Annotated in this window: 22 protein-coding genes; 10 read left to right on the forward strand and 12 right to left on the reverse strand. The window is 70.7% G+C overall.

The features are described from left to right. Positions 1 to 265: 265 nt before the first annotated feature. On the reverse strand, positions 266 to 544 hold the full coding sequence (locus U9J66_RS02070) for a hypothetical protein (protein ID WP_326336843.1): 279 nt from the start codon (positions 542 to 544) through the stop codon (positions 266 to 268). Positions 545 to 672: 128 nt separating this feature from the next. Here U9J66_RS02070 and U9J66_RS02075 point away from each other — a divergent pair, with 128 nt between their 5' ends. After that, positions 673 to 1308 carry a DUF6596 domain-containing protein gene (locus U9J66_RS02075; RefSeq protein ID WP_326336844.1) on the forward strand — a complete coding sequence of 212 codons (636 nt, stop codon included), beginning with the start codon at positions 673 to 675 and terminating at the stop codon, positions 1306 to 1308. Between the two features lie 67 nt (positions 1309 to 1375). Here the strand turns inward: U9J66_RS02075 and U9J66_RS02080 are convergent, their stop codons facing one another. From U9J66_RS02080 to helR, 4 genes are all read right to left on the reverse strand, one after another. Then, positions 1376 to 1675 carry a hypothetical protein gene (locus tag U9J66_RS02080; protein WP_042281457.1) on the reverse strand — a complete coding sequence of 100 codons (300 nt, stop codon included), beginning with the start codon at positions 1673 to 1675 and terminating at the stop codon, positions 1376 to 1378. Between the two features lie 241 nt (positions 1676 to 1916). Continuing rightward, positions 1917 to 2579, reverse strand: a complete 663-nt coding sequence (locus tag U9J66_RS02085) for a dioxygenase family protein (protein WP_017534935.1) — start codon at positions 2577 to 2579, stop codon at positions 1917 to 1919. Between the two features lie 74 nt (positions 2580 to 2653). Then, positions 2654 to 3592 carry a helix-turn-helix domain-containing protein gene (locus tag U9J66_RS02090; RefSeq protein WP_017534934.1) on the reverse strand — a complete coding sequence of 313 codons (939 nt, stop codon included), beginning with the start codon at positions 3590 to 3592 and terminating at the stop codon, positions 2654 to 2656. A gap of 75 nt (positions 3593 to 3667) precedes the next feature. Then, the gene (gene helR / locus U9J66_RS02095; RefSeq protein ID WP_326336845.1) at positions 3668 to 5818 is read right to left on the reverse strand and encodes an RNA polymerase recycling motor ATPase HelR; all 2151 of its coding nucleotides are present in this window, start codon (positions 5816 to 5818) and stop codon (positions 3668 to 3670) included. A 357-nt stretch (positions 5819 to 6175) separates the two neighbouring features. Between helR and U9J66_RS02100 the strand changes: the two genes are divergently transcribed. Both U9J66_RS02100 and U9J66_RS02105 read left to right on the forward strand, forming a co-directional pair. Then, the gene (locus tag U9J66_RS02100; protein WP_326336846.1) at positions 6176 to 6532 is read left to right on the forward strand and encodes an ArsR/SmtB family transcription factor; all 357 of its coding nucleotides are present in this window, start codon (positions 6176 to 6178) and stop codon (positions 6530 to 6532) included. Next, a complete protein-coding gene (locus tag U9J66_RS02105; protein ID WP_326336847.1) occupies positions 6529 to 7707 on the forward strand; it encodes an MFS transporter in 1179 nt (392 codons plus the stop codon). Before U9J66_RS02100 ends, U9J66_RS02105 begins: the two co-directional genes overlap by 4 nt. 7 nt (positions 7708 to 7714) lie before the next feature. On the opposite strand, the gene U9J66_RS02110 is transcribed toward U9J66_RS02105, so the two are convergent. After that, the gene (locus U9J66_RS02110; protein WP_161112040.1) at positions 7715 to 8356 is read right to left on the reverse strand and encodes a DJ-1/PfpI family protein; all 642 of its coding nucleotides are present in this window, start codon (positions 8354 to 8356) and stop codon (positions 7715 to 7717) included. 39 nt (positions 8357 to 8395) lie between these two features. Further along, a complete protein-coding gene (locus U9J66_RS02115; RefSeq protein WP_326336848.1) occupies positions 8396 to 9358 on the reverse strand; it encodes a GlxA family transcriptional regulator in 963 nt (320 codons plus the stop codon). 439 nt (positions 9359 to 9797) lie between these two features. On the opposite strand from U9J66_RS02115, the gene U9J66_RS02120 reads away from it, so the two are divergent. Further along, positions 9798 to 10373 (forward strand): TetR/AcrR family transcriptional regulator, encoded by a 576-nt coding sequence (locus U9J66_RS02120; RefSeq protein ID WP_326336849.1) that lies wholly within the window; start codon positions 9798 to 9800, stop codon positions 10371 to 10373. After that, positions 10370 to 11575 (forward strand): FAD-dependent oxidoreductase, encoded by a 1206-nt coding sequence (locus U9J66_RS02125; protein ID WP_326336850.1) that lies wholly within the window; start codon positions 10370 to 10372, stop codon positions 11573 to 11575. The genes U9J66_RS02120 and U9J66_RS02125 overlap by 4 nt, the downstream gene beginning before the upstream one ends. 19 nt (positions 11576 to 11594) lie before the next feature. Here the strand turns inward: U9J66_RS02125 and U9J66_RS02130 are convergent, their stop codons facing one another. Further along, on the reverse strand, positions 11595 to 12125 hold the full coding sequence (locus U9J66_RS02130) for a glyoxalase superfamily protein (protein WP_326336851.1): 531 nt from the start codon (positions 12123 to 12125) through the stop codon (positions 11595 to 11597). Positions 12126 to 12374: 249 nt separating this feature from the next. Here U9J66_RS02130 and U9J66_RS02135 point away from each other — a divergent pair, with 249 nt between their 5' ends. Then, entirely contained in the window at positions 12375 to 12914 is a 540-nt protein-coding gene (locus tag U9J66_RS02135; RefSeq protein WP_161112036.1) for an MOSC domain-containing protein, read from the forward strand. Between the two features lie 51 nt (positions 12915 to 12965). Here the strand turns inward: U9J66_RS02135 and U9J66_RS02140 are convergent, their stop codons facing one another. Continuing rightward, the gene (locus tag U9J66_RS02140; RefSeq protein ID WP_202421864.1) at positions 12966 to 13730 is read right to left on the reverse strand and encodes an SDR family NAD(P)-dependent oxidoreductase; all 765 of its coding nucleotides are present in this window, start codon (positions 13728 to 13730) and stop codon (positions 12966 to 12968) included. 354 nt (positions 13731 to 14084) lie between these two features. On the opposite strand from U9J66_RS02140, the gene U9J66_RS02145 reads away from it, so the two are divergent. From U9J66_RS02145 to U9J66_RS02155, 3 genes are read left to right on the forward strand one after another with little or no spacing between them, the layout of a single operon-like run. Next, positions 14085 to 14912, forward strand: a complete 828-nt coding sequence (locus U9J66_RS02145; protein ID WP_421648068.1) for an alpha/beta hydrolase — start codon at positions 14085 to 14087, stop codon at positions 14910 to 14912. Then, complete coding sequence (locus tag U9J66_RS02150; RefSeq protein WP_326336853.1) at positions 14909 to 15874, forward strand: ATP-binding cassette domain-containing protein; 966 nt, start codon at positions 14909 to 14911, stop codon at positions 15872 to 15874. The genes U9J66_RS02145 and U9J66_RS02150 overlap by 4 nt, the downstream gene beginning before the upstream one ends. Next, positions 15871 to 16755 carry an ABC transporter permease gene (locus U9J66_RS02155; protein ID WP_326336854.1) on the forward strand — a complete coding sequence of 295 codons (885 nt, stop codon included), beginning with the start codon at positions 15871 to 15873 and terminating at the stop codon, positions 16753 to 16755. The genes U9J66_RS02150 and U9J66_RS02155 overlap by 4 nt, the downstream gene beginning before the upstream one ends. Before the next feature lie 77 nt (positions 16756 to 16832). On the opposite strand, the gene U9J66_RS02160 is transcribed toward U9J66_RS02155, so the two are convergent. Together U9J66_RS02160 and U9J66_RS02165 are read right to left on the reverse strand one after the other, a co-directional pair. After that, positions 16833 to 18350, reverse strand: a complete 1518-nt coding sequence (locus U9J66_RS02160; protein WP_326336855.1) for an MFS transporter — start codon at positions 18348 to 18350, stop codon at positions 16833 to 16835. Positions 18351 to 18716: 366 nt separating this feature from the next. Beyond that, positions 18717 to 19478 carry an SDR family oxidoreductase gene (locus tag U9J66_RS02165; protein ID WP_326336856.1) on the reverse strand — a complete coding sequence of 254 codons (762 nt, stop codon included), beginning with the start codon at positions 19476 to 19478 and terminating at the stop codon, positions 18717 to 18719. A gap of 160 nt (positions 19479 to 19638) precedes the next feature. Here U9J66_RS02165 and U9J66_RS02170 point away from each other — a divergent pair, with 160 nt between their 5' ends. Beyond that, on the forward strand, positions 19639 to 21015 hold the full coding sequence (locus tag U9J66_RS02170) for an FAD-binding oxidoreductase (RefSeq protein ID WP_017534916.1): 1377 nt from the start codon (positions 19639 to 19641) through the stop codon (positions 21013 to 21015). 93 nt (positions 21016 to 21108) lie between these two features. Here U9J66_RS02170 and U9J66_RS02175 read toward each other — a convergent pair whose 3' ends face one another. Then, positions 21109 to 21819, reverse strand: a complete 711-nt coding sequence (locus U9J66_RS02175) for a MerR family transcriptional regulator (protein ID WP_326336857.1) — start codon at positions 21817 to 21819, stop codon at positions 21109 to 21111. Positions 21820 to 22015: the final 196 nt, after the last annotated feature.

Here is a 22015-nt window from a genome sequence, read left to right on the forward strand (position 1 = left end):
TGGCGGTCCCTGTGTGGGTGTGGATGCGCGGGTCGACCCCTCTGAGCGCCTGACTTCCTAGAAGGTTGACTTATCGGTAGTCAGGATTCCGGTGGTTTCCGGGTTTCGTTTCGTCGCGGAAACCTAATAACGTTTCTTGAGTAACGTTACAAACAAAACGATATTGCGTGGAGTGGAGACGGCTCCTCTCCGGCCTCCGGGGGCGGAAAGGGGCCATGGGGCGGGGGTGGCGGCCGAGCACCACCCCGCGCCTTCGCCCCCGAGTTCAGGTGCGGGTCATGGTGGAGGCGTAGCCGCCGCCCCCGGGGTGGGTCCAGGCCCCGGCGAGCGTGGAACCGGCGGCGTCGAAGGTCCCCTGGAAGTAGGCCGGGCTCCCCTTGGTCCCGCCCCAGATGGTGAGCCGGTCGCCGGTGAGCTCGTACACGTAGTCCAAGGTGTTGCCGAGCGAGTCGTAGAAGCGCGAGACCACGTCCGGTCCGGCGGGCCCTTCGTCGAACTCAAGGAGGTGTTGGCGAGCTTCGCCGTGATCGACGTCGCGGGCCATGAGCGCGCGGTCGAGATCCGGCCGAGGACGCGGTCCAGGAGGCTCTTTGGGCGGGCTACCGGAGTTGGACGGTCGATGGGGTTCCCGAGGATCCGCGGAGTTGGTCGATCAGGGTCGGTTATCGCAGGATGGTCGATCTGTTGCGGGCCGAGCGGGCGCGGGAGGTCGTGGTCGCCGATCCGGCGCTGCGCGGCCCTGGGGCTTCGGTATCGGAGGTCGACGATGGTCTGGCGTTGTCGTTCCTGTGCTGTCATCCGTCGTTGAGCGTCACCTCGCAGGTGGCGTTGACGTTGCGTGCGGTGGGTGGTCTGACGACGGCGCAGATCGCGCACGCCCATGGGGTAGACGAGGCGACGATGGGGACGCGGATCGGTCGGGCCGAGCGGCGGTCGGCCGAGGCCCGTGCCCGGTTCACGCTCCCGGTGGGGGATCGGGATCGTGCCGCTCGCGCGGTCGCGGTCATGCGGGTCCTCTATCTGGTCTTCAACGAGGGTTGCACCGCTTCGGCGGGTGAAGAGCTCTCGCGTGTGGATCTGATGGCGGAGGCGATCCGGTCGGCGCGCATGTTGCGGGCGGCTCTGCCCGAGGAGGCCGAGGCCGCCGGTCTGCTCGCGATGATGCTGCTGTTGTGGTCGCGGCGCGCGGCTCGTACCGGGGCCGATGGTGTTCTGGTGCCGTTGGAGGAGCAGGATCGGTCGTTGTGGGATGTGGAGGCGATCGAGGAGGGGCGCTATCTGTTGGAGCGTGCCGATCGTCTGCGGTGAGGCGGAAAGGGGGGCGGCCCCGCGTTCGTGTGGAGCGCGGGGCCGAGGTCGTGTTCGGGTGGGGTGGTCACTCGTGCAGGTCGATGGAGTGGTCCAAGGCGACGTCTCCGGAGGCGCAGCTCGCGATGGAGGTGAAACCGGGGTCGACCCAGTCACCGAAGTGCCAGTTGTCTCCGGTGCACTTGACCGCGGCCCGGTGGGCCATGTCGAGGCATTTGGTGTGCGCGGCCGTGGAGGTGGCCCGGATCGTGCATCCGGGGGGAATGGGGGCGGCCGAAGCCGGGGCGGCCGTCAACGCTCCGCCGCCGAGCAGGGCGCCGGTCAACGCGAGCGCCGTGATCGCCCTGGTCCTGGTGTTCACCGTCATCGCTCTCCTCGAGTGAGCCTGTGGATCGTGCGCGGGTGGCCGCCGCCGGAGCCGTGGTCGGGTGGCGGTGGTGGTCTCTGCGGCGTCCATCCTCCACCCGGTGTCCGGTTTCGGAGGGAATCCTTGGTTTCTCGAGGTGGGCGTGAATGTCCCTGGGAGAGGGGCTTTCGAAAGGGCGCGGGGCCGGGCGCCTCCGACAGGGAGCCCGGCCCCGCGTTTTTTCGGGGGGAGGTCGAGGTGGTCAGGCGGTGAAGTTCAGGACGAAGTCGAATTCGGCCCGTCGGCCGGCGCCTTCGTTGGTGACGTTCATGAGCAGGCGGGGGTCGTAGAGCATGTCGGTGCCGTTGCGGGGTTCGCCCGGGAAGTAGAGCTGGGTGGTGAGCAGTGGCCGGTTGGGGGCCTGCACCTTGACGTGCAGGTGGCGGGTGCGGCCGGGGTAGAGGCCCGGGATGATGGTGTCGAGGTGGAAGGCGCCGTCGGTGCCGGTGAACTGGTGTCCGCGGTAGTTGTAGCCGACGTTGTCGTAGTTGCCGGCGTCGTCGGCCTGCCAGAAGTCGACGAGGGCTCCGGAGACGGGGCGGCAGTCGCGGGAGAAGACGTAGCCGGAGACCACCAGCGCGGTGCCGGGGTGGCCGGGCACGACCAGGTCGGTGCGTTGCGGGGAGTTGGGTTTGAAGTAGGGGCCTTCCATCTGCGGGGGCGTGGGGTCGTCGCCGTCGTCGCACTGGGGGGTGGGTTCCAGGGAGCGGCCGCCTTGGACCTGTTCTCTGGCCAGGGCGGGGGTGGCGGCGCCGGCGCCGGAGAGCAGTGCCGCGGCGGGGGCCGCGACGAAGGCGGCCTTGAGCAGGCTTTTGCGGGTGGGCCCGTGTTCGGTGCCGTCGGGTCGGTCGTCGCGCTCGGCCATGGGGGCTCCTCGTAGCGGGATGAGAAGTGGGGGAGGCGGGATCCGGCCGTTACTCCCTGTGGGTGAGGACGAGATTACGTTCCGTTCGTGGGGTGGGCGATGGACGGATCTCGGTGGGCGTGGTGTTTTCCGGGGGGTTCCTTCGACTCGGCGGGTGTGGTGTGGGTGTGGTGGCGGAACGCGCCGGGGCTGGTGCCGGTCTCGCGTCGAAAGAAGCGGCAGAAGTAGGCGGGGTCGTTGAAGCCCACGGCGCGGGCGATGGCGGCGACGGTCAGGTCGGTGCCGGTCAGGAGGCGTTTGGCCTCCAGGGTGCGGGCGGCGCGTAGGAGTTCTCCGGGGGTGCGTCCGGTGCTCTTGCGTACGGATTCGGCCAGGTGGCCGGGGGTGAGGCCGAGTTCGGCGGCGGCTTGGGCGACGGTCATGCCGGTCGCGGTGGCGGGGTCGTCCAGTAGGCGCAGGAAGCGGGCGCCGGGGGTGTCGGTGGCGGGTGGGGCGGGGGCGGGTTCGCGGTCGAAGGAGCGGGCGGCGCGGGTGAGCAGGATGTGCAGGTAGGCGCGCAGGATGGAGGCCATGCCGGTGCGGCGGGCGTGGAATTCGCGCTGCATCTCGTCGAGGATGTCGCCGATCTGGGCGGCGGTGTCGGGGGTGGGGGTCTGCCAGGGGCGTTCTTCGGCCAGTCGGCGTAGGAGGTCGCGGTCGCCGGGGCGGTCCAGGAGGAAGGAGTCCTCCAGGAGGAGGACGCGGCCGTCGACTCCGTGGGCGCGGTCCCAGTGGTGGACCTGGCCGGCGGTGAGGATGCCCAGGTTGGGCGGGTCGATGGGGCGGCTGTGCAGGTCGATGACGTGTTCGCCGGTGCCTGCGGTGACGTAGACGATCTCGTGGAAGGTGTGGCGGTGGGGGAAGGGGGCGCGGGAGAGGGGGCCGATGGTGTCGAAGGTGCCGATGGAGAAGGGGAGGGTCTGTGGGGCGGGGACGTCCAGCCGGTGCAGTTCGAGGGGGGAGGCGGTGCGCATGGGCGCTCTCCTACCCGGGGGGTGGTGCCCTACTCCGCCGGGGTGGGGCGGAGTAGGGGCCGGGGTGGTGCGGGGTCAGGGTGTGGTGAGTATGACCAGGCGTCGGGTGGCGCGGGTCATGGCGACGTAGCGGTCGACGGCGCCTTGGACGTCGTCGCCGAAGCGGTGCGGGTCGATGAGGACGACCAGGTCGAATTCGAGTCCTTTGACCAGGTGGGGTGGGAGGGAGCGGACGCGGGGGGTGTCGGGCAGGGTGGGGTCGCCGATGACGCAGGCGGTGCCTTCGGTGTTGTGGGTCTTCCAGGTGTCCAGGAGTGGTTTCAGGTCGGTGGTGGGTCCGTGGGTGATGGGGATTCCGGCGGCGCGGATGGAGGTGGGGACGTTGGCGTCGGGCAGTGCGGCGCGGATGACGGGTTCGGCCTCGGTCATGACCTCTCGGGGTGTGCGGTAGTTGATGCTCAGGTGGGTGAGGTGGACGCGGTCCAGGCCGACGCGTCGGAGGCGTTCGTGCCAGGTCTCGGTGAAGCCGTGTCGGGCCTGGGCGCGGTCGCCGACGATGGTGAGGCTGCGTGAGGGGCAGCGTGCGAGGAGCATGCGCCATTGGGCGTCGGTGGGTTCTTGTGCCTCGTCCACGACGATGTGGGCGAAGGGGCCGGTGAGCCGGTCGGGGGTGTTGTGGGGTGGGGTGGTGTGGTCGACGAGGCTGTTGCGCAGGTCTTGGCCGTGCAGCATGGTCATGAGGCCTTCGCCGTCGTGGTCGGAGGCGATGAGGTCGTCGATGACCAGGGACATGCGTTCGCGTTCGGCGGCCTCTCGGGCTTTGTGGCGGCGGGTCTCTCGTGCGGATTCGGGGTCGCCCAGGCGTCGTCGGGCGGCGTCCAGTAGGGGCAGGTCCTGGGTGGTCCAGGGGTGGTCGGGATCGCGTTGGAGGGTGTGGATCTGTTCGGTGGTGAGCCAGGGCGCGCACAGGCGTAGGTAGGCGGGGACCGTCCATAGGTCGTTGACGAGGTCGGTGGGTTCCAGGAGGGGCCAGGCGCGGGCGAGGATCTCCAGGGGTTCGGGGTTGGCGGGGAGTGCGGCCCGCAGGTGGGCGGTGGTGAGTTCGGGGTCGGGGTGGTGCTCGGTCAGGAGTTGGAGGAGGTGGTCGAGGATCTCCTCGCGTGCCTCGTTGTGGGGTGTGGCGGGGTCCAGGGCGGCGTAGGCGTGGGCCCAGTGGGAGGCGTCGATGGTGAGTTCGTGGTGGTCGGTGGTCAGGGTGGTGGTCTGTTCGGGGGGTCGTTCGTAGAAGCGGACGGCGGGTTCGATGGCCTCGATCATGCGGGCGGTGGATTTGAGGTGGGCGATGTTCGGGTCGGTTTCGGGGAGGGCGTCGGCGCCTTCGGGGACCAGGTCGTTCAGGGTGCAGGTCTGGACGCCCTCTTCGCCCAGGCCGGGGAGGACGTCGGCGATGTAGGCGAGGTAGGGGCGGTGGGGTCCGATGAAGAGGACGCCGCCGCGGTGGTGGCCCAGGCGCGGGTCGGAGTAGAGCAGGTGGGCGGTGCGGTGGAGTGCGACGACGGTCTTGCCGGTGCCGGGGCCGCCGTCGACGACGAGGGCGCCTTCGGATCCGGCGCGGATGATGGCGTCCTGGTCGGCCTGGATGGTGCTCAGGACGTCGCGCATGCGGGGTGAGCGGTGGGTGCCCAGTTCGGCGATGAAGGCGGATTGGTCGTCGAGGGCGGCGTGTCCTTGGATGGCGTCGTCGGTGAAGACCTCGTCCCAGTAGTCGGTGACGTGTCCGTGGTTCCAGCGGTAGCGGCGTCGGCTCTCGAGGCCCATGGGGGTGGCGTGGGTGGCGGCGAAGAAGGGTTCGGCGGCGGGGGAGCGCCAGTCGATGAGCAGGCGGTTTCCTTCTTCGTCGGTGAGGCCGAGGCGTCCGATGTAGAGGGGTCGTGGGTCGTGGGTGTGGACGATGTGCCCCAGGCACAGGTCCAGGCCGAAGCGGTTCAGGGTGCGCAGGCGTGTGGTCAGGCGGCGGATCTCTTGGTCGCGTTCGAGGACTTCGCGGCCGGTGCCTCCGGTGCGGGTGCGTGCGGTGTCCAGGCGGTGGGTCAGGTCGGTGATGGTGCGGCGCAGGGTGGTGGTGATGGCGTCGAAGTGTCGTTCGTCGGCGGCGATGAGTGCGGGGTCGGCTTTGGCGGCGAGGTGGTCGGGGAGGTCGAACGCGCTGGTCGTGGCTGGTTTCACGTCATCCCCCGGGCGGTGTGCGGTGTTCACGAGGGTCGATTGTGAGGCATGAGGGGGGTCTTGTGGCAAGGCCCGGGGTGCGCTATAGATTGAGAGTGGAGGGGAGCGTTCTGAATCGCTTCCGTCCGGTCGAGTCGTCCACCGTCGGTGGGCGATTTTCTTGTTTTTCGGGGGTGGTGTGCGCCTTTGGGTGGGCGTGGGCGTCGAGGGTCGGGGCCTTGAAGGGTTCCGGCCCTTTCGTGTGTCCGGGGGTGGGTGGGGTGGGGGGTCCTGGTCCTGTTCGCCCGAGTTGATCTTTCGAGAATTTTCGAACTATTATCGTGCGGAAATCTTCGAACGATCATGGAGGTGGTGCCCATGTCCGCGGCACGGACCTATGTCCATCCCGACACCGAGGACATCTCGTTGCCGCGTGTGCTGTTCGCGTTGAGCGAGCCGCTGCGCCTGGAGATGGTCCGCAAACTCGCCGAACGGGGCGAGATGGACAGCCTCGACCTGGGGCCCGACCTGCCCCGATCGACCCTGACCCACCACACGAGCCTGCTGCGCGAGTCCGGTGTCGTCTTCGTGCGGGCCGAGGGCCGCAAGTGCATGATCAGCCTGCGCGAACAGGACCTGGAGTCCCGTTTCTCCGGGCTGGTCGAGACCGTGCTCTCGGGCTATGAGTCCGAAGCCGACCAGGGCCACGACGACCGGGCCGGGGGCGAGCGTTGATCCGCCGTCTCTGGCCCTTGGTGGCCGCCACCGTCGCGCTGGGCATCGACGCCTACGTGCTGGCCGGGGTCCTGCCCCGTATCGCCGACTCCCTTCTGGTGTCGGTGGCCGCCGTCGGTCTGGGGGTGAGCGCCTTCACCGGCGCCTACGCCTTCTCCGGGCCGCTGCTGTCGGGGCCGCTCGTGGCCGGCTCCACCCGTCGCGCCCTGGCCGTGGCGCTGATCCTGTTCAACCTCGGCAACCTCGTCACCGCGCTGGCCCCGGGCATCGCGGTGTTCCTGGCCTCGCGCGTGGTGGCCGGTCTGGGCGCCGGTGTCCTGACGGCGGTGGCCACCGCCACGGCCGCGGCGATGGTCGCCGACCACGAACGCGGCCGCGCCATGGCGATGGTGACCTTCGGTCTTTCCACCGGGACCGTCGCGGGCGTGCCGGTGGGCATGCTCATCGGCCAGTGGGCGGGGTGGCGTTGGACCATGGGCCTGGTCGTGCTGATCGGGATCGTCAGCATGGTCGCGGTCCTGGCCCGCAGGGAGTCCTACCCCGCGATCGCGGTGGTGAGGATCTCCGAGAACCTGCGGCTGCTGCGCACCTCCTCGATCGCCACCGGGGTGCTGTCGGCGTTCGTGCTCGGTGTGGCGAGCCTGGGCCTGTACACCTACCTGGTGCCGATGGCCCAGGATCGCGACCTGGGCGGTTGGGCGTTCGCGCTGGTGTGGGCCTGGGGCGTGGGCGGTGTCCTGGGTTCGGCCCTGATCGGCCGCCCTCTGGACCGGTGGGGTTCGCGCCGGCTGCTGCCCCTGGTGGTGGCGGTGCTGGTGGTGACGTTGGCGGCCCTGACCTGGACCGATCTGGTTCCGGTGTGGATCGTGGCGACCGCCCTGTGGGGCGCGGCCGGGTGGGCGAGCGTGCCCGTCCTCCAGCACCTGTTGGTGCGCGATCGGGGCCGTCAGGCCATGGCGATCATCGCGTTCCAGATGGCCGCCATGTACCTGGGGTCGGCCGCGGGCGCGGCCCTGGGCGGGCGCCTGTTGGACACGGGGGTCTCGGCCGGAGCGCTGCCGGCCTGGGCGTTCGGTGTCGCGGTGGTCGGTCTGCTGTCGACCCTGGTCCTGGTACGGAGCGGCTCCTCCACCGTGGCCGTCGAGCCGGTGGAGGAGCGCTGCGAACAGCGGTGAGGCCGGCTCACCTTCCTTGGAGGACGAACCTGCTGTTGTCCCGTAGGAGGCGGACGACCTCCTCGGGGGCCTTGTCGGGCGATCCGGCGTCGTAGGGCGGCCGGGGGTCGTATTCGGTACCGAGTTGGATGCTCTGGGCGGTCGTGTCTCCGGCGATGCGGCCGACCAGGGTGAGCGCCATGTCGATACCGGACGAGACCCCGGCCGCCGTCACGTACTTGCCGTCGACGACGACGCGTTCACCGGTGGGTTCGGCTCCGTGGGCGCTCAGCTGTTCCAGGGCCAGCCAGTGCGAGGTGGCGCGTCGGCCGTCGAGGAGGCCGGCGGCGGCCAGGATGAGCGATCCGGTGCACACCGAGGTCGTCCAGGTGCTGGTGGTGTCGGCGGTGCGCAGCCAGTCGTGGACCGGCCCGTCGTCCATGAGGGCGTTCTGTCCGGGGCCGCCGGGGACCAGGACGATGTCGGGGTCGGTGAGCTCGTCGAGTTCGGTGTCGACCATCAATCCCAGTCCGCCCCGGTGGGCGCGGACCGGGCCGCGGCGTTCGCCGACCAGGTGGATCCGGGCTCCGGGCAGGAACGACAGGATCTCGTAGGGGCCCACGGCGTCGAGCGCGGTGAGGTCGTCGAAGAGCAGGATCGCGATGCGCATGTCGTCTCCTTCGTGGTGACGGTCGATGGTGGTGTCGGTTCAGGTCGTGGTCCGGAAGCGGTTCCGGTATTCGGTGGGGGTGCATCCCAGGGAGCGGACGAAGGCGCGTCTCAGCGCCTCGTCGGTGCCGAGGCCGCAGGCGCGGGCGATGGCCGTGACACCGTCGTCGCTCTCCTCCAGAAGGCGGCGGGCGGTCTCCAGACGGACGCGTTCGACGTGTCGTCCGGGGGTGGTGCCGACCTCGGCGGTGAACAGGCGGCTGAACTGGCGTGGTGAGAAGCCGGCGCGTTCGGCCAGGGCCGGTACCGAGAGGTCGGCGGCCGGGTTGTCGGCGATCCAGTGTTGGAGGTCACGCAGGGCGGGGCGGCGGGCGGTCCGTGTGGCCAGGTGGGTGCTGAACTGGGCCTGGCCCGAGGGGCGTCGTAGGAACATCACCAGGTGGCGGGCGATGAGCAGGGCGGCGTCGGCTCCCAGGTCGTCCTCGACCAGGGCCAGGGCCAGGTCGATGCCGGCGGTGACCCCGGCGGAGGTGGTGATGGGGCCGTCGCGCACGAAGATGGGGTCGGGGTCGACGGTGATGTCGGGGAAGCGGTGGGCCAGGGTGGCGCAGTGGTTCCAGTGGGTGGTGGCGCGTCGGCCGTGGAGGAGGCCGGCCTCGGCGAGGACGAAGGCGCCGGTGCAGACCGAGGCGACGCGGCGGATGCGGGGTGCGTGTTCGGCGACCCAGGTCACCAGGCGCGGGTCGGGGGTTCGGGTTCCGGGGCCGCCGGGGACGACGAGGGTGTCGATGGCGCCGACCCGGTCCAGGGCGGTGTCGGGGAGCAGGGTCAGTCCGCTGTCGGTGCGTACGGGGGCGCCGTCGGGGGAGGCGGTGACCACGCGTGGGGCGCGGTGGGCGTGGCCCGGGATCGAGGCGGCGCCGTGGAAGACCTCCAAGGGGCCGGTGACGTCGAGGCTCTGGACCCGGTCGAAGAGCGGGAAGAGCACGGTGGGACGGTCCATGTCTCGATCGTGGGACACCGCTCGTGTGTCCGCAATGACGGGGTGCCCACCTTTCCTGCCATCGGCCCGGTCTGGACGATCGGCAGTGGACCTGGTCTGCCCGCGACTTCACGTACACGCCGTGGACGGATCGTGACTCGGCCTACATCGTGAGCGCGGAGTCGGGTCCGGTGCGGGCGAGGGCATCGAATGCGCGTCGTGTCTGCTCCGGGTGAGCGTGTCGCGGCATCGGTTCGATGAGCTCTGCGCGGTGGTGGAGCGTGCGCTCCGATCGAGGTCTTCCTCCTTCGGGGGCGAGGGGTGGTGCGGTGTGAAGGGCGCCGGTCCGCCCCTTGTTCTCGTGTGGGCGGGGTGCGGGGTTGTGCGAGGCCGGTGGCGGGCGTACCTTTAGTTGGGCAAGTGTCCAAGGCGATCGCCCAAATTCTCTGGAGGCGACCTCATGTCCTCACCCCGCGGCGAACAGGTCCGACAACGCCTGTTGGCGGCCGCCACCGAACTCATCGGGGAACGGGGCTGGTCCGCGGTGAGCACCCGGGCCCTGGCCGAACGCGCCGAGCTGACCCCGGGGCTGGTCCACTACCACTTCTCTTCGCTGAACGCCCTGCTCGAGGAGGCGGCCCTGGCCACCGTCCGCGCCATGGTGGACCGGGCCGCCGCGCTCATGGAGCAGACCACCCCACGTCAGGGGGTGGAGGCGATGCTCCTCGAACTGGAGGGCTACCCCGGCGACGACCCCACCTCGCGGCTGTTCCTGGAGGCCTATCTGGCGGCCGGTCGCGACGCCGGTCTCCGGGAGGGGCTCGCCCGGCTGCTGGCGGACTTTCGGGAACGGACCGCCCGATGGCTGGAGCGGAGCGGGGTGCCCGAACCCGAGGCCACCGCGCGGGTGTTGGCCGCCACGGTCGACGGGCTCATGCTCCACCGGCCCTTGGATCCAGAGGCGACCCGCCGATCCCTGACCCCGGTCCTGGACCGATTGATCCCCGAACAGGACAGAGGAGAGGAGCGACGATGAACGACCGACGACGGGACGTCCTCGTGGTGGGGGCCGGGATCGCCGGACTGGCGCTGGCCCACCGCCTGGCCCACCACGGCACGCGGGTCCGGGTGCTCGAACGCGCCCCGGCGCCCAGACCCCAGGGCTACATGATCGACTTCTTCGGGCCGGGCTATGACGCCATGCGCGCGATGGGGCTGGTGTCCGAACTGCGCGACCGCGGCCACGACTTCGACGAGATGGAGCTCGTGGACGAGCGTGGTCGAAGGAGAGCGGCGATCTCCTTCACCGGGTTCGCCCGTTCGGTGGGCGGGGAGGTGGTCTCCATCATGCGCCCCGACCTGGAGGAGCTGTTGCGCAAGGCGCTGCCCGAGAGCGTGGAGGTCCTCTACGGCGCCCGTCCGGTCGAGATCGACGACCACGGTGAGGGGGTGCGCACACGTCTGGCCGATGGTCGGGTGTTGGAGGCCGATCTGCTGGTGGGGGCCGACGGTATCCACTCCACGGTGCGGCGTCTGTTGTGGGGTTCCGAGGAGCGCTACCTGCGCCATCTGGGCTTTCACACCGGCGCTTTCGCCTTCGACGACGCCGAGATCCACGCCGCGCTGCGAGGGCGGTTCGTGCTCACCGACAGTCTGGGCGCGCAGATGGGGCTCTACCCCTTGGCGGGGGAGCGGGTGGCGGCCTTCACCGTGCACCGCACCCTGGAGACCACCTTGCCCGAGGATGCCCGAGCGGCTCTGCGTGAGGCGCTCTCGGGTCTGGGCTGGGTGGTGCCCGGAGCTTTGGAGCGCTGCCCCGCCCCGGAGGAGGTCTACTACGATCACGTCGCCCAGGCGGTGGTGGATCGGTGGAGCCGGGGGCGGGTGGTCCTGGTGGGGGACGCCTGCCAGGCGGTGTCGTTGCTGGCCGGGCAGGGTGCCTCGCTCGGGGTGGGCGGCGCGTTCGTGCTGGCCGAGGAGCTGGCCCGGGGAGGTTCGGTCCAAGAGGCGTCGGCGCGTTATGAGCGGCGTTGGCGTCCGGTGGTGGAGGAGCGTCGACGGGCCGCGCTCACCGGTGCCTCCTGGTTCCTGCCTCAGAGTCCGGCCCGGCTGCGGATCCGGCGCGCGGTGCTGCGGCTGTCCGCCCTGCCGGGGATGGAGCGGTTCGTGGCCTCCTCGGTGTCGGGCAAGCCCTCCCGGGTGGTGAAGGATCTGGCCGACGAGGTCGCGCCGGGCTGAAGGGGCGCGGGGCGCGGGTTCACTCCTCGGGTCGGCGGAATCGGATCACGTTGGCGAACGGGTCGACGATCGTCATCGTCGGCCCGCCGGGCGCTTCGAGGTCGATCTCCGGTGGTGTCCGCGGGTGGGAGCTTCGCGACAGTTCCTCATGGAGTCGGTGGACGTCGCCGACCTCGACCCACAGGACGGATCCCGGGGTGCCGTCGCCCTCGTGGCCTGACAGGTCGATGACGAGTTCATCGCGTCGCAGACGCGCGTACAGCGGCATTCCCGGCGCGAAACGGTGTTCCCACTCGATGGAGCATCCGAGATGGTCGACGTAGAACTCGCGTGCCGCCTCCTCGTCGTGGATCCGCAGGATGGGTACGGCACCGCGCATCCGGGGTTTCGAGGGGACGTCGAGGGCGGTGTCGGTGTAGCGGCCGTGGTGGTCGAGTAGCCGGGCCGCCGTCTCCAGGGCCCGTTCGTGGGTGATGTGCGTACCCGAACGGCCCAGGTCCTCCTGGAGGAGACGGGCGGCCCGCTCGACCTCGTCGACGTGTTCGGTCATATAGTCCGCCCGTGTGTTCCGGTGCCCCGTCCTTGGGCGGCCGGCCTACCGAGGGGGCTCCCGTGCGATCGTGTGTCGTCGACGTACCGGTTCCGCCTCAGCCGAAGGGGCTCTCTCGAAGGGAGCGCACGGTGCGGTCGCCGTCGATCCAGTCGGGTGTGGCGGCGTCGAAGCCGTAGGGTCTCGCCCTCGAGGGTGAGAGGGGGCTCTACGCTGAGGGCTCCACCACCCCCCAAGGAGGTCGAGGGCATGGGCCCTGTCGTCACGGCGGTCAGTAGCAGTCCCACGCACACGTTCGGCAAGGTCAACCGGGCGCGGATCCGGTTGTTGGCCGGTCTGGGGGTGGAGGGGGACGCCCACATGGGCAGGACGGTCAAGCACCGTTCCCGTGTGGCCGCGGACCCCTCTCAGCCCAATCTGCGTCAGGTCCATCTGATCCACGAGGAGTTGTTCGACGAGGTCGCCGAGGCGGGGTTCGTGGTGAAGCCGGGGCAGATGGGCGAGAACATCACCACTCGCGGGGTGGATCTGCTCGCGTTGGGGCGGGGCACCGTCCTGGAGTTGGGGCGGGCCCGGGTGGAGATCACCGGGTTGCGCAACCCGTGCGCGCAGATCGACGGGTTCTCGCCCGGCCTGCTCAAGCGGATGGTGTACCGGGACGAGCGGGGCGAGCTGGTGCGCAAGGCCGGGGTGATGGGCGTGGTGCTCACCGAGGGCGAGGTCGAACCGGGGACGCCGGTGGGGGTGTGTCTTCCCGCGGGTGAGCACGTCCGGCTCGAACGGGTCTGAGGACCGCGACGGGCCGCCCTCCCACGGGAGACCGGAGGGCGACCCGTCGTGTCAGTGGGCGGTCTGGCCGCCGTCGACGGTGTGGACGCCGCCGGTGGCGAACGAGGCCAGGGGCGAGGCGAGGTAGAGGACCATGCCGGCGATCTCCTCGGGTTGGGCGGCCCTTCCCATACGAGAGCCGGCCAGGACCTCGGCCGCCATGATCGGGTCGTCCAGCCAGCCCTTGGTCATTCCGGTGGCGACCAGGCCGGGTGCGACCGCGTTGACCCGGATCCCGGATTCGGCGTAGTCGATGGCCGCGGCGCGGGTCAGGCCGACCACGCCGTGTTTGGCGGCGACGTAGGGCGCCATCCCGGGGTCGGCGATCAGTCCGGCGACCGAGGCGGTGTTGACGATGGATCCGCCGCCGTGGTCGACCATGTAGGCGATCTCGTGTTTGAGAGAGAGGAAGACGCCCTTGAGGTCGACGGCGATGGTGCGGTCCCAGTCCTGCTCGGTCTGGTCGAGCAGGGCTCCGGTGGGCGGTAGGACGCCGGCGTTGTTGAAGGCCACGTCGAGTCCGCCGTAGGTCGTGGCGGCGGTGTTCACGAGGTTCTCGACCTCGTCGGAGCGGGTGACGTCGGTGCGTACGAAGGTGGCCGATCCGCCGTCGCGTTCGATGAGCGCGACGGTCTCGGCCGCGTGCGGGTCGACGTCCCCGATGACGACCTTGGCGCCCTGTCGGGCGAAGGCCCGCGCGGTCGCCCGTCCGATGCCGGTGGCACCACCGGTGACGAGGACGACCTTGTCGGTGAAGTCCAAGAGCCGGTCGGTCATGGTCGACACTCCTTTGTCCCTTCCGATCCCGTCCCGGGATCGGAACCGTCGAGGCGGCCCGCGGCCGGGCCGGATCGGAGGAGACCCCCTCCGACCTTCGACTATTCCATACGCGTGATCGTTTCGTTATGAGGCGGTGGGTGGGGGACGCGTCGCGAACGGGCTCCTCGGGCGGTGGTATCGGCGCTGTTCGCGGCCCTGCGGCGAGGGCACGGTAGTGCGAGCACCACCGGAGCGGGTGGGCCGTGGTGGAGCGGGATCCGGGTGTCTGCGTCATCGTCCGCGCGGGGCGGCGATCCTAGCGTTGAAGGGTCGGATCAGCCCGTTGTCCCGGTGCCGTCGAGGAGAGTCATGATCGTGGCGAGCCCCCCTTCCCCTTCCCGCTACGAGGGCCCTTTGCGTTATGGGCGCGACGTGCGACTCGGTGTGCGCGTACTGGCCTATGACGAGCGGGGCGCGGGCCGGATCGTGGAGGAGCTCGGTGACGCCGCCGAGGCCGACCACGTGGCGGTGGTGGTGCCGGGCAACGACAACTATCTGGCCAACTACTTCGACCAGAAGCGTTCGACCCGTCCTCGCGCCAACGCGGCGATCCTGTTGGAGGAGATGCGCAGGCAGGCTCCGGGGGAGCGTGTGGCGGTGGTGGTGTGGGTGGGTTATCGGACCCCTCGTGGGTTCGGTGAGGCGGTGATGCGCGGTCCGGCGCTGCGGGGCGCCGAGGACCTGGCGCGGTTGACGCGTTTCCTGCCCTCGTCGGCGCGGGTGACGTTGGTGGGGCACAGCTACGGCACGGTGGTGTGCGGTCTGGCGTTGGCGCGGGCCCGGGTGGCGGACTGTGTGGCGTTGGGCAGCCCCGGGATGGGGGTGCGTACCCGCGAGGATCTGCGTTTCGAGGGCAACCTGTGGGCTGGGCTGGGCCCCGGGGACTGGATCCGGTTCTTTCCCCGAGGACACGTGGGGACGGTGGGGCACGGCCCCTCGCCGTTGCGCAGGTCGTTCGGCGCGCGGGTCTTCGAGACCGGGGACATCGACGGGCACTGCTCCTACTACCGCAGGGGCAGCGAGTCGGTGCGCAACATCGCGCGGATCGCGGTGGGGCGTTATGAACGGGTCACGATGGCCGGGGGCGGCGCGAAGGTCCCGGCGCCGGCGGGCGGTCGGGGGTCGGTGGTGGTCCGATGAGCGGGCGGGCGGCGATCCTGGCGCGGGGGTTGCGCAAGGGCTATCGGGGCGGCGGCATGGCCCTGGACGGGGTCGATCTGGAGGTCGAGGCGGGAACGGTACACGGGCTGTTGGGGCCCAACGGTGCCGGTAAGACGACCACGGTGCGGGTGTTGGCGACCCTGGCCGGTTTCGACGAGGGCGAGGCGTGGGTGGCGGGGGTCGACGTGGCGGCTCGGCCGCGTCGGGTGCGCGAGCGGATCGGTTTCGTGGGCCAGTACGCGGCGGTGGACGAGGTGTTGAGCGGTCGCCGCAACCTGGAGATGTTCGGCCGGCTCTACCACCTGGGGCGTCGGCGCGCGCGGGCTCGGGCGCAGGAGTTGTTGGAGCGTTTCGACCTGGTGGAGGCGGCCGAGCGGCCGGCGCGGACCTATTCGGGAGGGATGCGTCGTCGTCTGGACCTGGCGGCGGGGATGGTGCTCGACCCTCGGGTGCTGTTCCTGGACGAGCCCACGACCGGGTTGGATCCGCGGAGTCGTAGCGAGGTGTGGGCGGCGGTGCGGACGATGGTGGCGGGCGGTACCACGGTGCTGTTGACCACCCAGTACCTGGAGGAGGCCGACCGGTTGGCGGATCGGATCTCGGTGCTGGACGCGGGTCGGGTGATCGCCGAGGGCGACCCGGAGGGGTTGAAGGCCCGTGTGGGCGGTGGTCGGGTGGAGGTCGTGGTGGCCGACGTGGAGGGGTTGGCGCCGGTCGCCGAGGTGATGGAACGTGTGTCGGGCGTGCCGGCCCGGGTGGAGGTCGACGCGTTGCGGGTGGGCGTGGCGTTCGAGGGCGGGGGCGCGGCGCTGACCCGGATGGTGCGGGCGTTGGACGAGGCCGGTCTGGAGGTGGAGGACATCGCGTTGCGGCGGCCGACGTTGGACGACGTCTTCCTGGGGTTGACCGGGTCCCGTGAGGGCGGGAGGGAGCGGACGTGAGGACGTTGGAGGGGAGGGCGCCTGCGCGGGTCGTGGAGGCCGTGGAGGTCGAACGGTCCGGTTCGTGGACGCGGGAGGTCGTGGTCGGTCTGGGTTGGGCGGTGGCCGACGCGGTGGTGGTGGCCCGGCGTTATCTGACGCATCTGGTGCGTCGTCCCGGGGAGATCGTCGGCACGTTGATGATCCCGGTGATGGCGGTGCTGTTGTTCGGGTTCGTGTTCGGCGAGGCCATGGGCGCGGCGATGGGGGTGGATTCCGTCGACTATCGGGACTTCCTCATGCCGGGGTTGTTCGCGTTGACGATGGCGTTCGGGATCGGCAACACCACGATCGCGGTGGTCACCGACGTGGGGCGTGGGGTGGTGGATCGGTTCCGGACGCTGCCGATGGCGCCGTCGGCGTTGTTGGTGGGGCGCGGTATGGCCGATGTGGTCGCGGCCCTGGTGGACCTGTCGGTCCTGGTGGTGATGGGGCTGTTGATCGGGTGGCGTTGGCATCTGGGCCCGTGGGCGGCGCTGGCGGGGTTGGGGTTGTTGCTGCTGTTGCGGGTGGCGTTCACCTGGATCGGGATCTTCCTGGGGTTGTTGGTGCGCGGTCCCGAGGCGGCGATGAAGTTCTTCTCGTTGGTGTTCCCGTTGGCGATGGTGGCCGAGACGTTCGTTCCGGCGCGGATGGTGCCGGGCTGGTTGGCGCCGGTGGTGGAGTGGAATCCGTTGTCGGCGACGGTGCTGGCGTGTCGGGAGCTGTTCGGTAACAGCGTGGCGGTGGGTGATTCGTGGGTGGCGCAGCACGCGATACCGATGGCCGTGGTGTGGCCGGTGGTGTTGTTGGCGGTGTTCGTGCCGTTGTCGTTGTGGCGGTATCGGCGGGCGGGCCGTTGAGCCCGGCGGGAGAGGTCCGCGGGGGGCTCTCTCCCGCCGGGGGTGGGGCGGCCGACCGGGGCCGGCCGCCCGGAGGGTCAGACGTGGCGGAGTAGACGTGCGGAGGCGATCGCGAGTAGGGCCGCGATGACGGCTCCGGTGAGGGCGACCGTTTGGAGTCCGGCCGCGAACGCCGTCGCGGCGGCCTCTCGGACGGCGTCCGCCTCGGCCCGGTCCAGGTCGGCCAGGACGGACACGGCCCCTGAGAGCGAGGCGCCGGCCGTGACGGCCACGTCCTCGGGCAGGTCGGCGGGCAGGGTGTGGGCGGCCCGGTTCTGGTAGATCGCGGTGCCCAGGGTGCCGAGCAGGGCGATGCCCAGGCCCGTGCCGAGTTCGGTGGCGGTCTCGCTCGCCGCTCCGGCCGAGCCGGCCCCGCCCTTGGGGGCGGCTCCCACGACCAGGTCGGTGCCCAACGCGTCGAAGGGGCCGCTGCCCAGGTAGACCACGATCAGTCCGACGATCACCCAGGCGGGTCCGGCCGTGGTCCCGTGGGCCACCATGACGAGCCCGGCGCAGGAGAGCGCCAGTCCCGCGGCGATGACCGTGCCCGCCGGCATGCGGCGGGCCGCGATCGGCGCGAGCAGTGCGCCCACGATCAGTCCCAGCGCTGCGGGGGCGACCATGGCTCCGGCGCGCAGTGCGCCCATGCCCTGGGTCGATTGCAGGTACTGCGGTACGAACAGGGTGAGTCCGCCGATGATCGCCGGCCCCAGCAGGAGGAACGCGAGCGCGGTGGCCGAGGTGCGGTCGGTCAGCAGGCGAAGGTCCAGCAGCGGGTCGGTGAGTCGGCGTTGGCGCAGGACGAAGGCCACGAGGGCGGCCGCGCCCAGGGCGATCCAGGCCGCGGCGGCGAGGCTCGCCCCCTGGTGGGCGAGGTCCTTGAGGCCGTGGACCAGGGGCAGCAGGCCCACGAAGAACAGCGTCGCGCTCGGACCGTCGAACCGTCCGGGGTTCTCACGGCGGTGTTCGGGCAGCAGGGTGCGGCCGGTCAGTACCACGAGCGCCATCACGGGGACGGCGAGCAGGAACACCGATCCCCACCAGAACGTCTCCAGCAGTGCGCCGCCGATGAGCGGTCCGGTGGCGAAGCCGGTCATGAAGGCGCTGCTCCAGACGGCGATCGCGGTTCGGCGATGGTTCGGGTCGGGGAACATCGCGTTGAGCAGCCCGAGGGTGGTGGGCATCAGGGGCGCTCCGGCCGCGCCCAGGGCGGCGCGGGCGAGGATGAGCGTGTCGGCGTTGGGTGAGAACGCGGCGAGGGTCGAGACGGCGGCGAAGGCCGCGGACCCGTACAGCAGGAGCCGGCGTTGGCCGATGCGGTCGCCGAGGGCGCCCATCGGTACGAGCAGGCCCGCGATCAGCAGCGGGTAGATGTCCAGGATCCACAGTTCCCGGGTGGCGTCGGCGCCCAGGGCCGCGGAGATGTGCGGCAGTGTCAGGTACAGGACGCTCATGTCCAGGGCGAGTACCGCCGTGGGCAGGCAGAGCAGGGCCAGTCCCGCCCAGAAGCGTGCGGGTGTGGAAGGTGTGGCGTGTTCGTGAGACGGCGAATGCACCGATGTTCCTCGGAAGGGTTCGAAGCCGACCCGCCTCTGGGGAGTGTTCTTTCGGATGCTCTCGTTCGGTATCGGCGGGGCCGATCCATGGCGAACGGCCGCCGGGCGACGCGAGCGCGTGATGATCCGAAGAACACGGCCTGGGCAGGCGGGACGACCGGGTGGAGGGCGTGTCACGCCCTATGGGGACCCGGTAGGGGCTTCGACACCGGAAGAAGGCGGCGCCGACGGTGATGTCAGGCGGCGGGGTTCCGGGACGAAGCGCCCTTCGAAACCGTGCCGGTGATCACGATGGCCAAGAGGTAGGGGGTTCCTTCCGCGGGAGGGATCGAACGGTACGAGGCTAGGGAAGGGGTCGTCGGGCCGTCAAATCGTCGCGGTGGTGGTGTCGCGGGCGAGGTATTCGGCGAAGGTCGTGCGGCCCACCCGGTGGTCGGGGGCCAGGTGTTCGCCGGCGCGGTAGGCGGCGAAGATCCGGCCCGGGGCGCGCAGTGGCCAGAGTCGACGTCGAAGGCCCCGGGAGTCCAGGTAGGCGCGGGCCAGGTCCTGGAAGGGCTCGACGAGGGGGCCGCCCATGTCGTCGACGCGGCCGGCGGGTTCCTCTCCGGCCAGGTGGGCCAGGCGTAGGGCGACCTCGGCGGGGTCGATGGGCTGGACGTCGATGTCGGGGTAGGGCATGGCGGGGATCCGGGCGAGCCGGTCGCACAGGCCGCGGACCAGGTCGTGGAACTGGGTGGCGCGCACGATGGTGACGCCCAGGTCGGAGGCGAGCAGGGCCTGTTCGATGGTGTGCTTGGTCTTGTAGTAGCCCAGGGGGACCCGGTCGACGCCGACGATGGAGATGTAGACCAGGTGGTGGACGTTCGCTGCGCGGGCGGCGTGGATCAGGTTGCCGGCGGCGGCCATGTCGCCACCGGCGGGGGTGCTGGCCAGGTGCTGGACGGTGTCGACGCCGTCCAGGGCGCGGTCGAGTCCGGTTCCTTCGCGCAGGTCGACGGCGTGGGCGTCGGGGTCGTCGGGGCGGGGGTGGCGGCTGAGGGTGCGTACGCGGTGTCCGTCCTCGCGCAGGCGTCGGACCACGTGGGTGCCCAGGGTGCCGGTGGCGCCGGTGACCAGGATCGTGCTCATGCTCCACCTCCGAGACCGGTAGACGATCACGCTAACACCGCATGTCCGCGAAGTCCCGTTCTGCCCTGGTCGGGTGTGTGCCGTTCCGGGGTGGGCGGTTAGGGTTCGGCCAGTGCCGACGTGACAGGTCGTCGGTCGCGCAGTCGGAAAGGAGCCGCCCATGTCGGGAGTGGTCGAGGAGTTGAGGGCCGCCCTGGGGGAGGGCCTGGTGGTCACCGATCCCGAGGTGATGGAGGGGTACGCCCACGACGAGGCCGAGTGGGCCCCCTATGAGGGTCCGGTCGCGGTGGTGCGACCTCGTGAGACCGCCGACGTGGCCGCGGTGGTGCGGATCTGCGCCGACCGTGGGGTGCCGGTGGTGGCACGGGGCGCCGGGACCGGGCTGTCGGGCGCGGCCAATTCCGGGCGGGGTTGGGTGGTGGTCTCCTTCGAGCGGATGAACCGGGTGCTGGCGGTCGATCCGGTCCAGCAGAGCGCGACGGTCCAGCCCGGGGTGGTCAACGACGATCTGCGCGCGCGGGTCTCCCGGGACGGGCTCTGGTATCCGCCGGATCCGGCGTCCTCGCCCTGGTCGACCATCGGTGGGAACGTGTCCACGAACGCGGGCGGGTTGTGCTGCGTCAAGTACGGGGTGACCCGCGACTACGTGTTGGGCATGGAGGTGGTCACCGGTACGGGGCGGGTGGTGCGGCTGGGCAAGACCACCGCCAAGGGGGTGACCGGGTACGACCTGGCCGGACTCATGGTGGGTTCGGAGGGCACGTTGGGGCTGGTCACCGAGGTGACGTTGCGTCTGGTGCCGTTGCGTACCGGGGTCGAGCACACCGTGGTGGGCTATTTCGATTCGTTGACCGACGCCGGTCGTGCGGTGGCGGCGGTGTCGGCGGCGGGGGTCGTGCCCTCGGCGCTGGAGCTGATCGACCGGTTCTGTCTTCAGGCGGTGGACGAGTGGAAGAACATGGGTCTGTCCGCCGAGGGCGAGGTGCTGCTGTTGGCCCGCAGTGACCTGCCCGGAGAGTCGGGTCGGGCCGAGGCCGAGCGGATCCTGGAGTGTTTCGAGAAGGAGCGGGCCGTGTACGCGGTGCGTTCCACCGACGAGGAGGAGGCGGAGGCGCTCTTCGCCGCGCGCCGGTTGGCCTATCCGGCGTTGGAGCGGTTGGGTCCGCTGTTGACCGAGGACGTGTGCGTGCCCAAGGCGTCGGTGCCGACGATGTTGGAGGCGATCGAGCGGATCGGGGAGAGGTTCCGGACCCGGATCGGGAACATCGCCCACGCCGGTGACGGCAACCTGCATCCGCTGTTCATCGTCCCGGCCGGGGACGAGGAGGCCAAGGAGCGTGCGCAGCGGGCCTTCGAGGAGATCGTGGACGAGGCCCTGGCCATGGGCGGCACCGTCACCGGTGAGCACGGGGTGGGGTTGTTGAAGATGCGCGGGGCCGCCGATGAGCTGGGGCCCGACGTGGTGGCCATGCACCGGGCGATCAAGGGCGCGCTGGACCCGAAGGGGATCCTCAACCCGGGCAAGGTGTTCGTCTAGGGGCGATGTGGTGTGGGGCCGGTGCGGGTGCGGGTCGGCTCCACCTCGATGGTCGGTGCGGGCTCTCTCCTTCGGGGGAGGGCCCGTGCTCGTTCAGGGGTGGTCGAGGTGCTCGTGCAGGTGGGCGGCGGCGGTGAGCAGGGCTCGGGAGCGTCGGTCGAGGTCGTGGGCGCGCCGGTCCAGGGCCACGCGCAGGGAGCCGCTGTCGCCGGTGCGGCCCAGTTCTCGGAGGATCGGTCCGATGTCGGGCAGCGGGTAGTGGACCTGGCGTAGCAGGCGCACGATACGGGCCAGGCGCACGTCGGTGGGCGTGTAGAGGCGGTGGCCGGTGACGCGTTCGCGTGCGGGGTCCAGGAGTCCGGCCTGTTCCCATACGCGCAGGGTGGAGGTGCGCACCCCCAGGTGGGCGGCGACCTCGCCGATGCGCAGGTCGCCGGTGGGCGGTGCGGGCGCGCCGGTGTCCCGGTCGGCGATGGCGGTGAGCGCCTTGGCGGTCTCGTCCAGGGCCAGGCGTTGGTGGTGGAGTTCGGCGTGGGAGGAGTCGAGGAGGGCCAGTGCCGTGGGGAGGTCGTCGTCGTTGAGGGCGTGCATGATCCGGCGGGAGACGTCGCTTCCGCAGGCGGCGTAGAGGGCGCGGAAGGTCAGTAGGGCCCGTCGGTGGCGTGGGGTGAAGACGCGGTAGCCGGACTCGGTGCGTTCCGTGGGCGGCAGCAGGCCCTCGTCGGCGTGGTTGCGGACCTGTTGGGTGGAGATGCCGGCGGCGCGGGCCAGGTCGATGGGGCGTAGGCGGGGCGGTTCGTCCACGTCGGTTCCTCCCCGTCTCGGCCGTGGCGCGGCGGTGTCCAGGATAGGCCCGCCCCGCCCTTTCGCGGCCTTTCCGTGTCGAGGTGGGGAGGGGGTGTTCTCGGGCGTTCTCCGAGGGGTTGAGAACGGTCCGGTTTCCCTGTGGGGTACGGGAACCGGAAGGATGTGCCGTACGTCTCTCCGTTAGAGACGGAAC

Source organism: Nocardiopsis sp. LDBS1602 (assembly GCF_035818715.1).
Taxonomy (GTDB): domain Bacteria; phylum Actinomycetota; class Actinomycetes; order Streptosporangiales; family Streptosporangiaceae; genus Nocardiopsis; species Nocardiopsis alba.

Excerpts from the sequence above, each read along its gene's own strand:
- U9J66_RS02070 (WP_326336843.1), bottom strand. The coding sequence starts at position 544 with ATGGCCCGCGACGTCGATCACGGCGAAGCTCGCCAACACCTCCTTGAG.
- U9J66_RS02075 (WP_326336844.1), top strand. The coding sequence starts at position 673 with ATGGTCGATCTGTTGCGGGCCGAGCGGGCGCGGGAGGTCGTGGTCGCC.
- U9J66_RS02080 (WP_042281457.1), bottom strand. The coding sequence starts at position 1,675 with ATGACGGTGAACACCAGGACCAGGGCGATCACGGCGCTCGCGTTGACC.
- U9J66_RS02085 (WP_017534935.1), bottom strand. The coding sequence starts at position 2,579 with ATGGCCGAGCGCGACGACCGACCCGACGGCACCGAACACGGGCCCACC.
- U9J66_RS02090 (WP_017534934.1), bottom strand. The coding sequence starts at position 3,592 with ATGCGCACCGCCTCCCCCCTCGAACTGCACCGGCTGGACGTCCCCGCC.
- U9J66_RS02100 (WP_326336846.1), top strand. The coding sequence starts at position 6,176 with ATGTCCGCGGCACGGACCTATGTCCATCCCGACACCGAGGACATCTCG.
- U9J66_RS02110 (WP_161112040.1), bottom strand. The coding sequence starts at position 8,356 with ATGCGCATCGCGATCCTGCTCTTCGACGACCTCACCGCGCTCGACGCC.
- U9J66_RS02115 (WP_326336848.1), bottom strand. The coding sequence starts at position 9,358 with ATGGACCGTCCCACCGTGCTCTTCCCGCTCTTCGACCGGGTCCAGAGC.
- U9J66_RS02120 (WP_326336849.1), top strand. The coding sequence starts at position 9,798 with ATGTCCTCACCCCGCGGCGAACAGGTCCGACAACGCCTGTTGGCGGCC.
- U9J66_RS02125 (WP_326336850.1), top strand. The coding sequence starts at position 10,370 with ATGAACGACCGACGACGGGACGTCCTCGTGGTGGGGGCCGGGATCGCC.
- U9J66_RS02130 (WP_326336851.1), bottom strand. The coding sequence starts at position 12,125 with ATGACCGAACACGTCGACGAGGTCGAGCGGGCCGCCCGTCTCCTCCAG.
- U9J66_RS02135 (WP_161112036.1), top strand. The coding sequence starts at position 12,375 with ATGGGCCCTGTCGTCACGGCGGTCAGTAGCAGTCCCACGCACACGTTC.
- U9J66_RS02140 (WP_202421864.1), bottom strand. The coding sequence starts at position 13,730 with ATGACCGACCGGCTCTTGGACTTCACCGACAAGGTCGTCCTCGTCACC.
- U9J66_RS02150 (WP_326336853.1), top strand. The coding sequence starts at position 14,909 with ATGAGCGGGCGGGCGGCGATCCTGGCGCGGGGGTTGCGCAAGGGCTAT.
- U9J66_RS02165 (WP_326336856.1), bottom strand. The coding sequence starts at position 19,478 with ATGAGCACGATCCTGGTCACCGGCGCCACCGGCACCCTGGGCACCCAC.
- U9J66_RS02170 (WP_017534916.1), top strand. The coding sequence starts at position 19,639 with ATGTCGGGAGTGGTCGAGGAGTTGAGGGCCGCCCTGGGGGAGGGCCTG.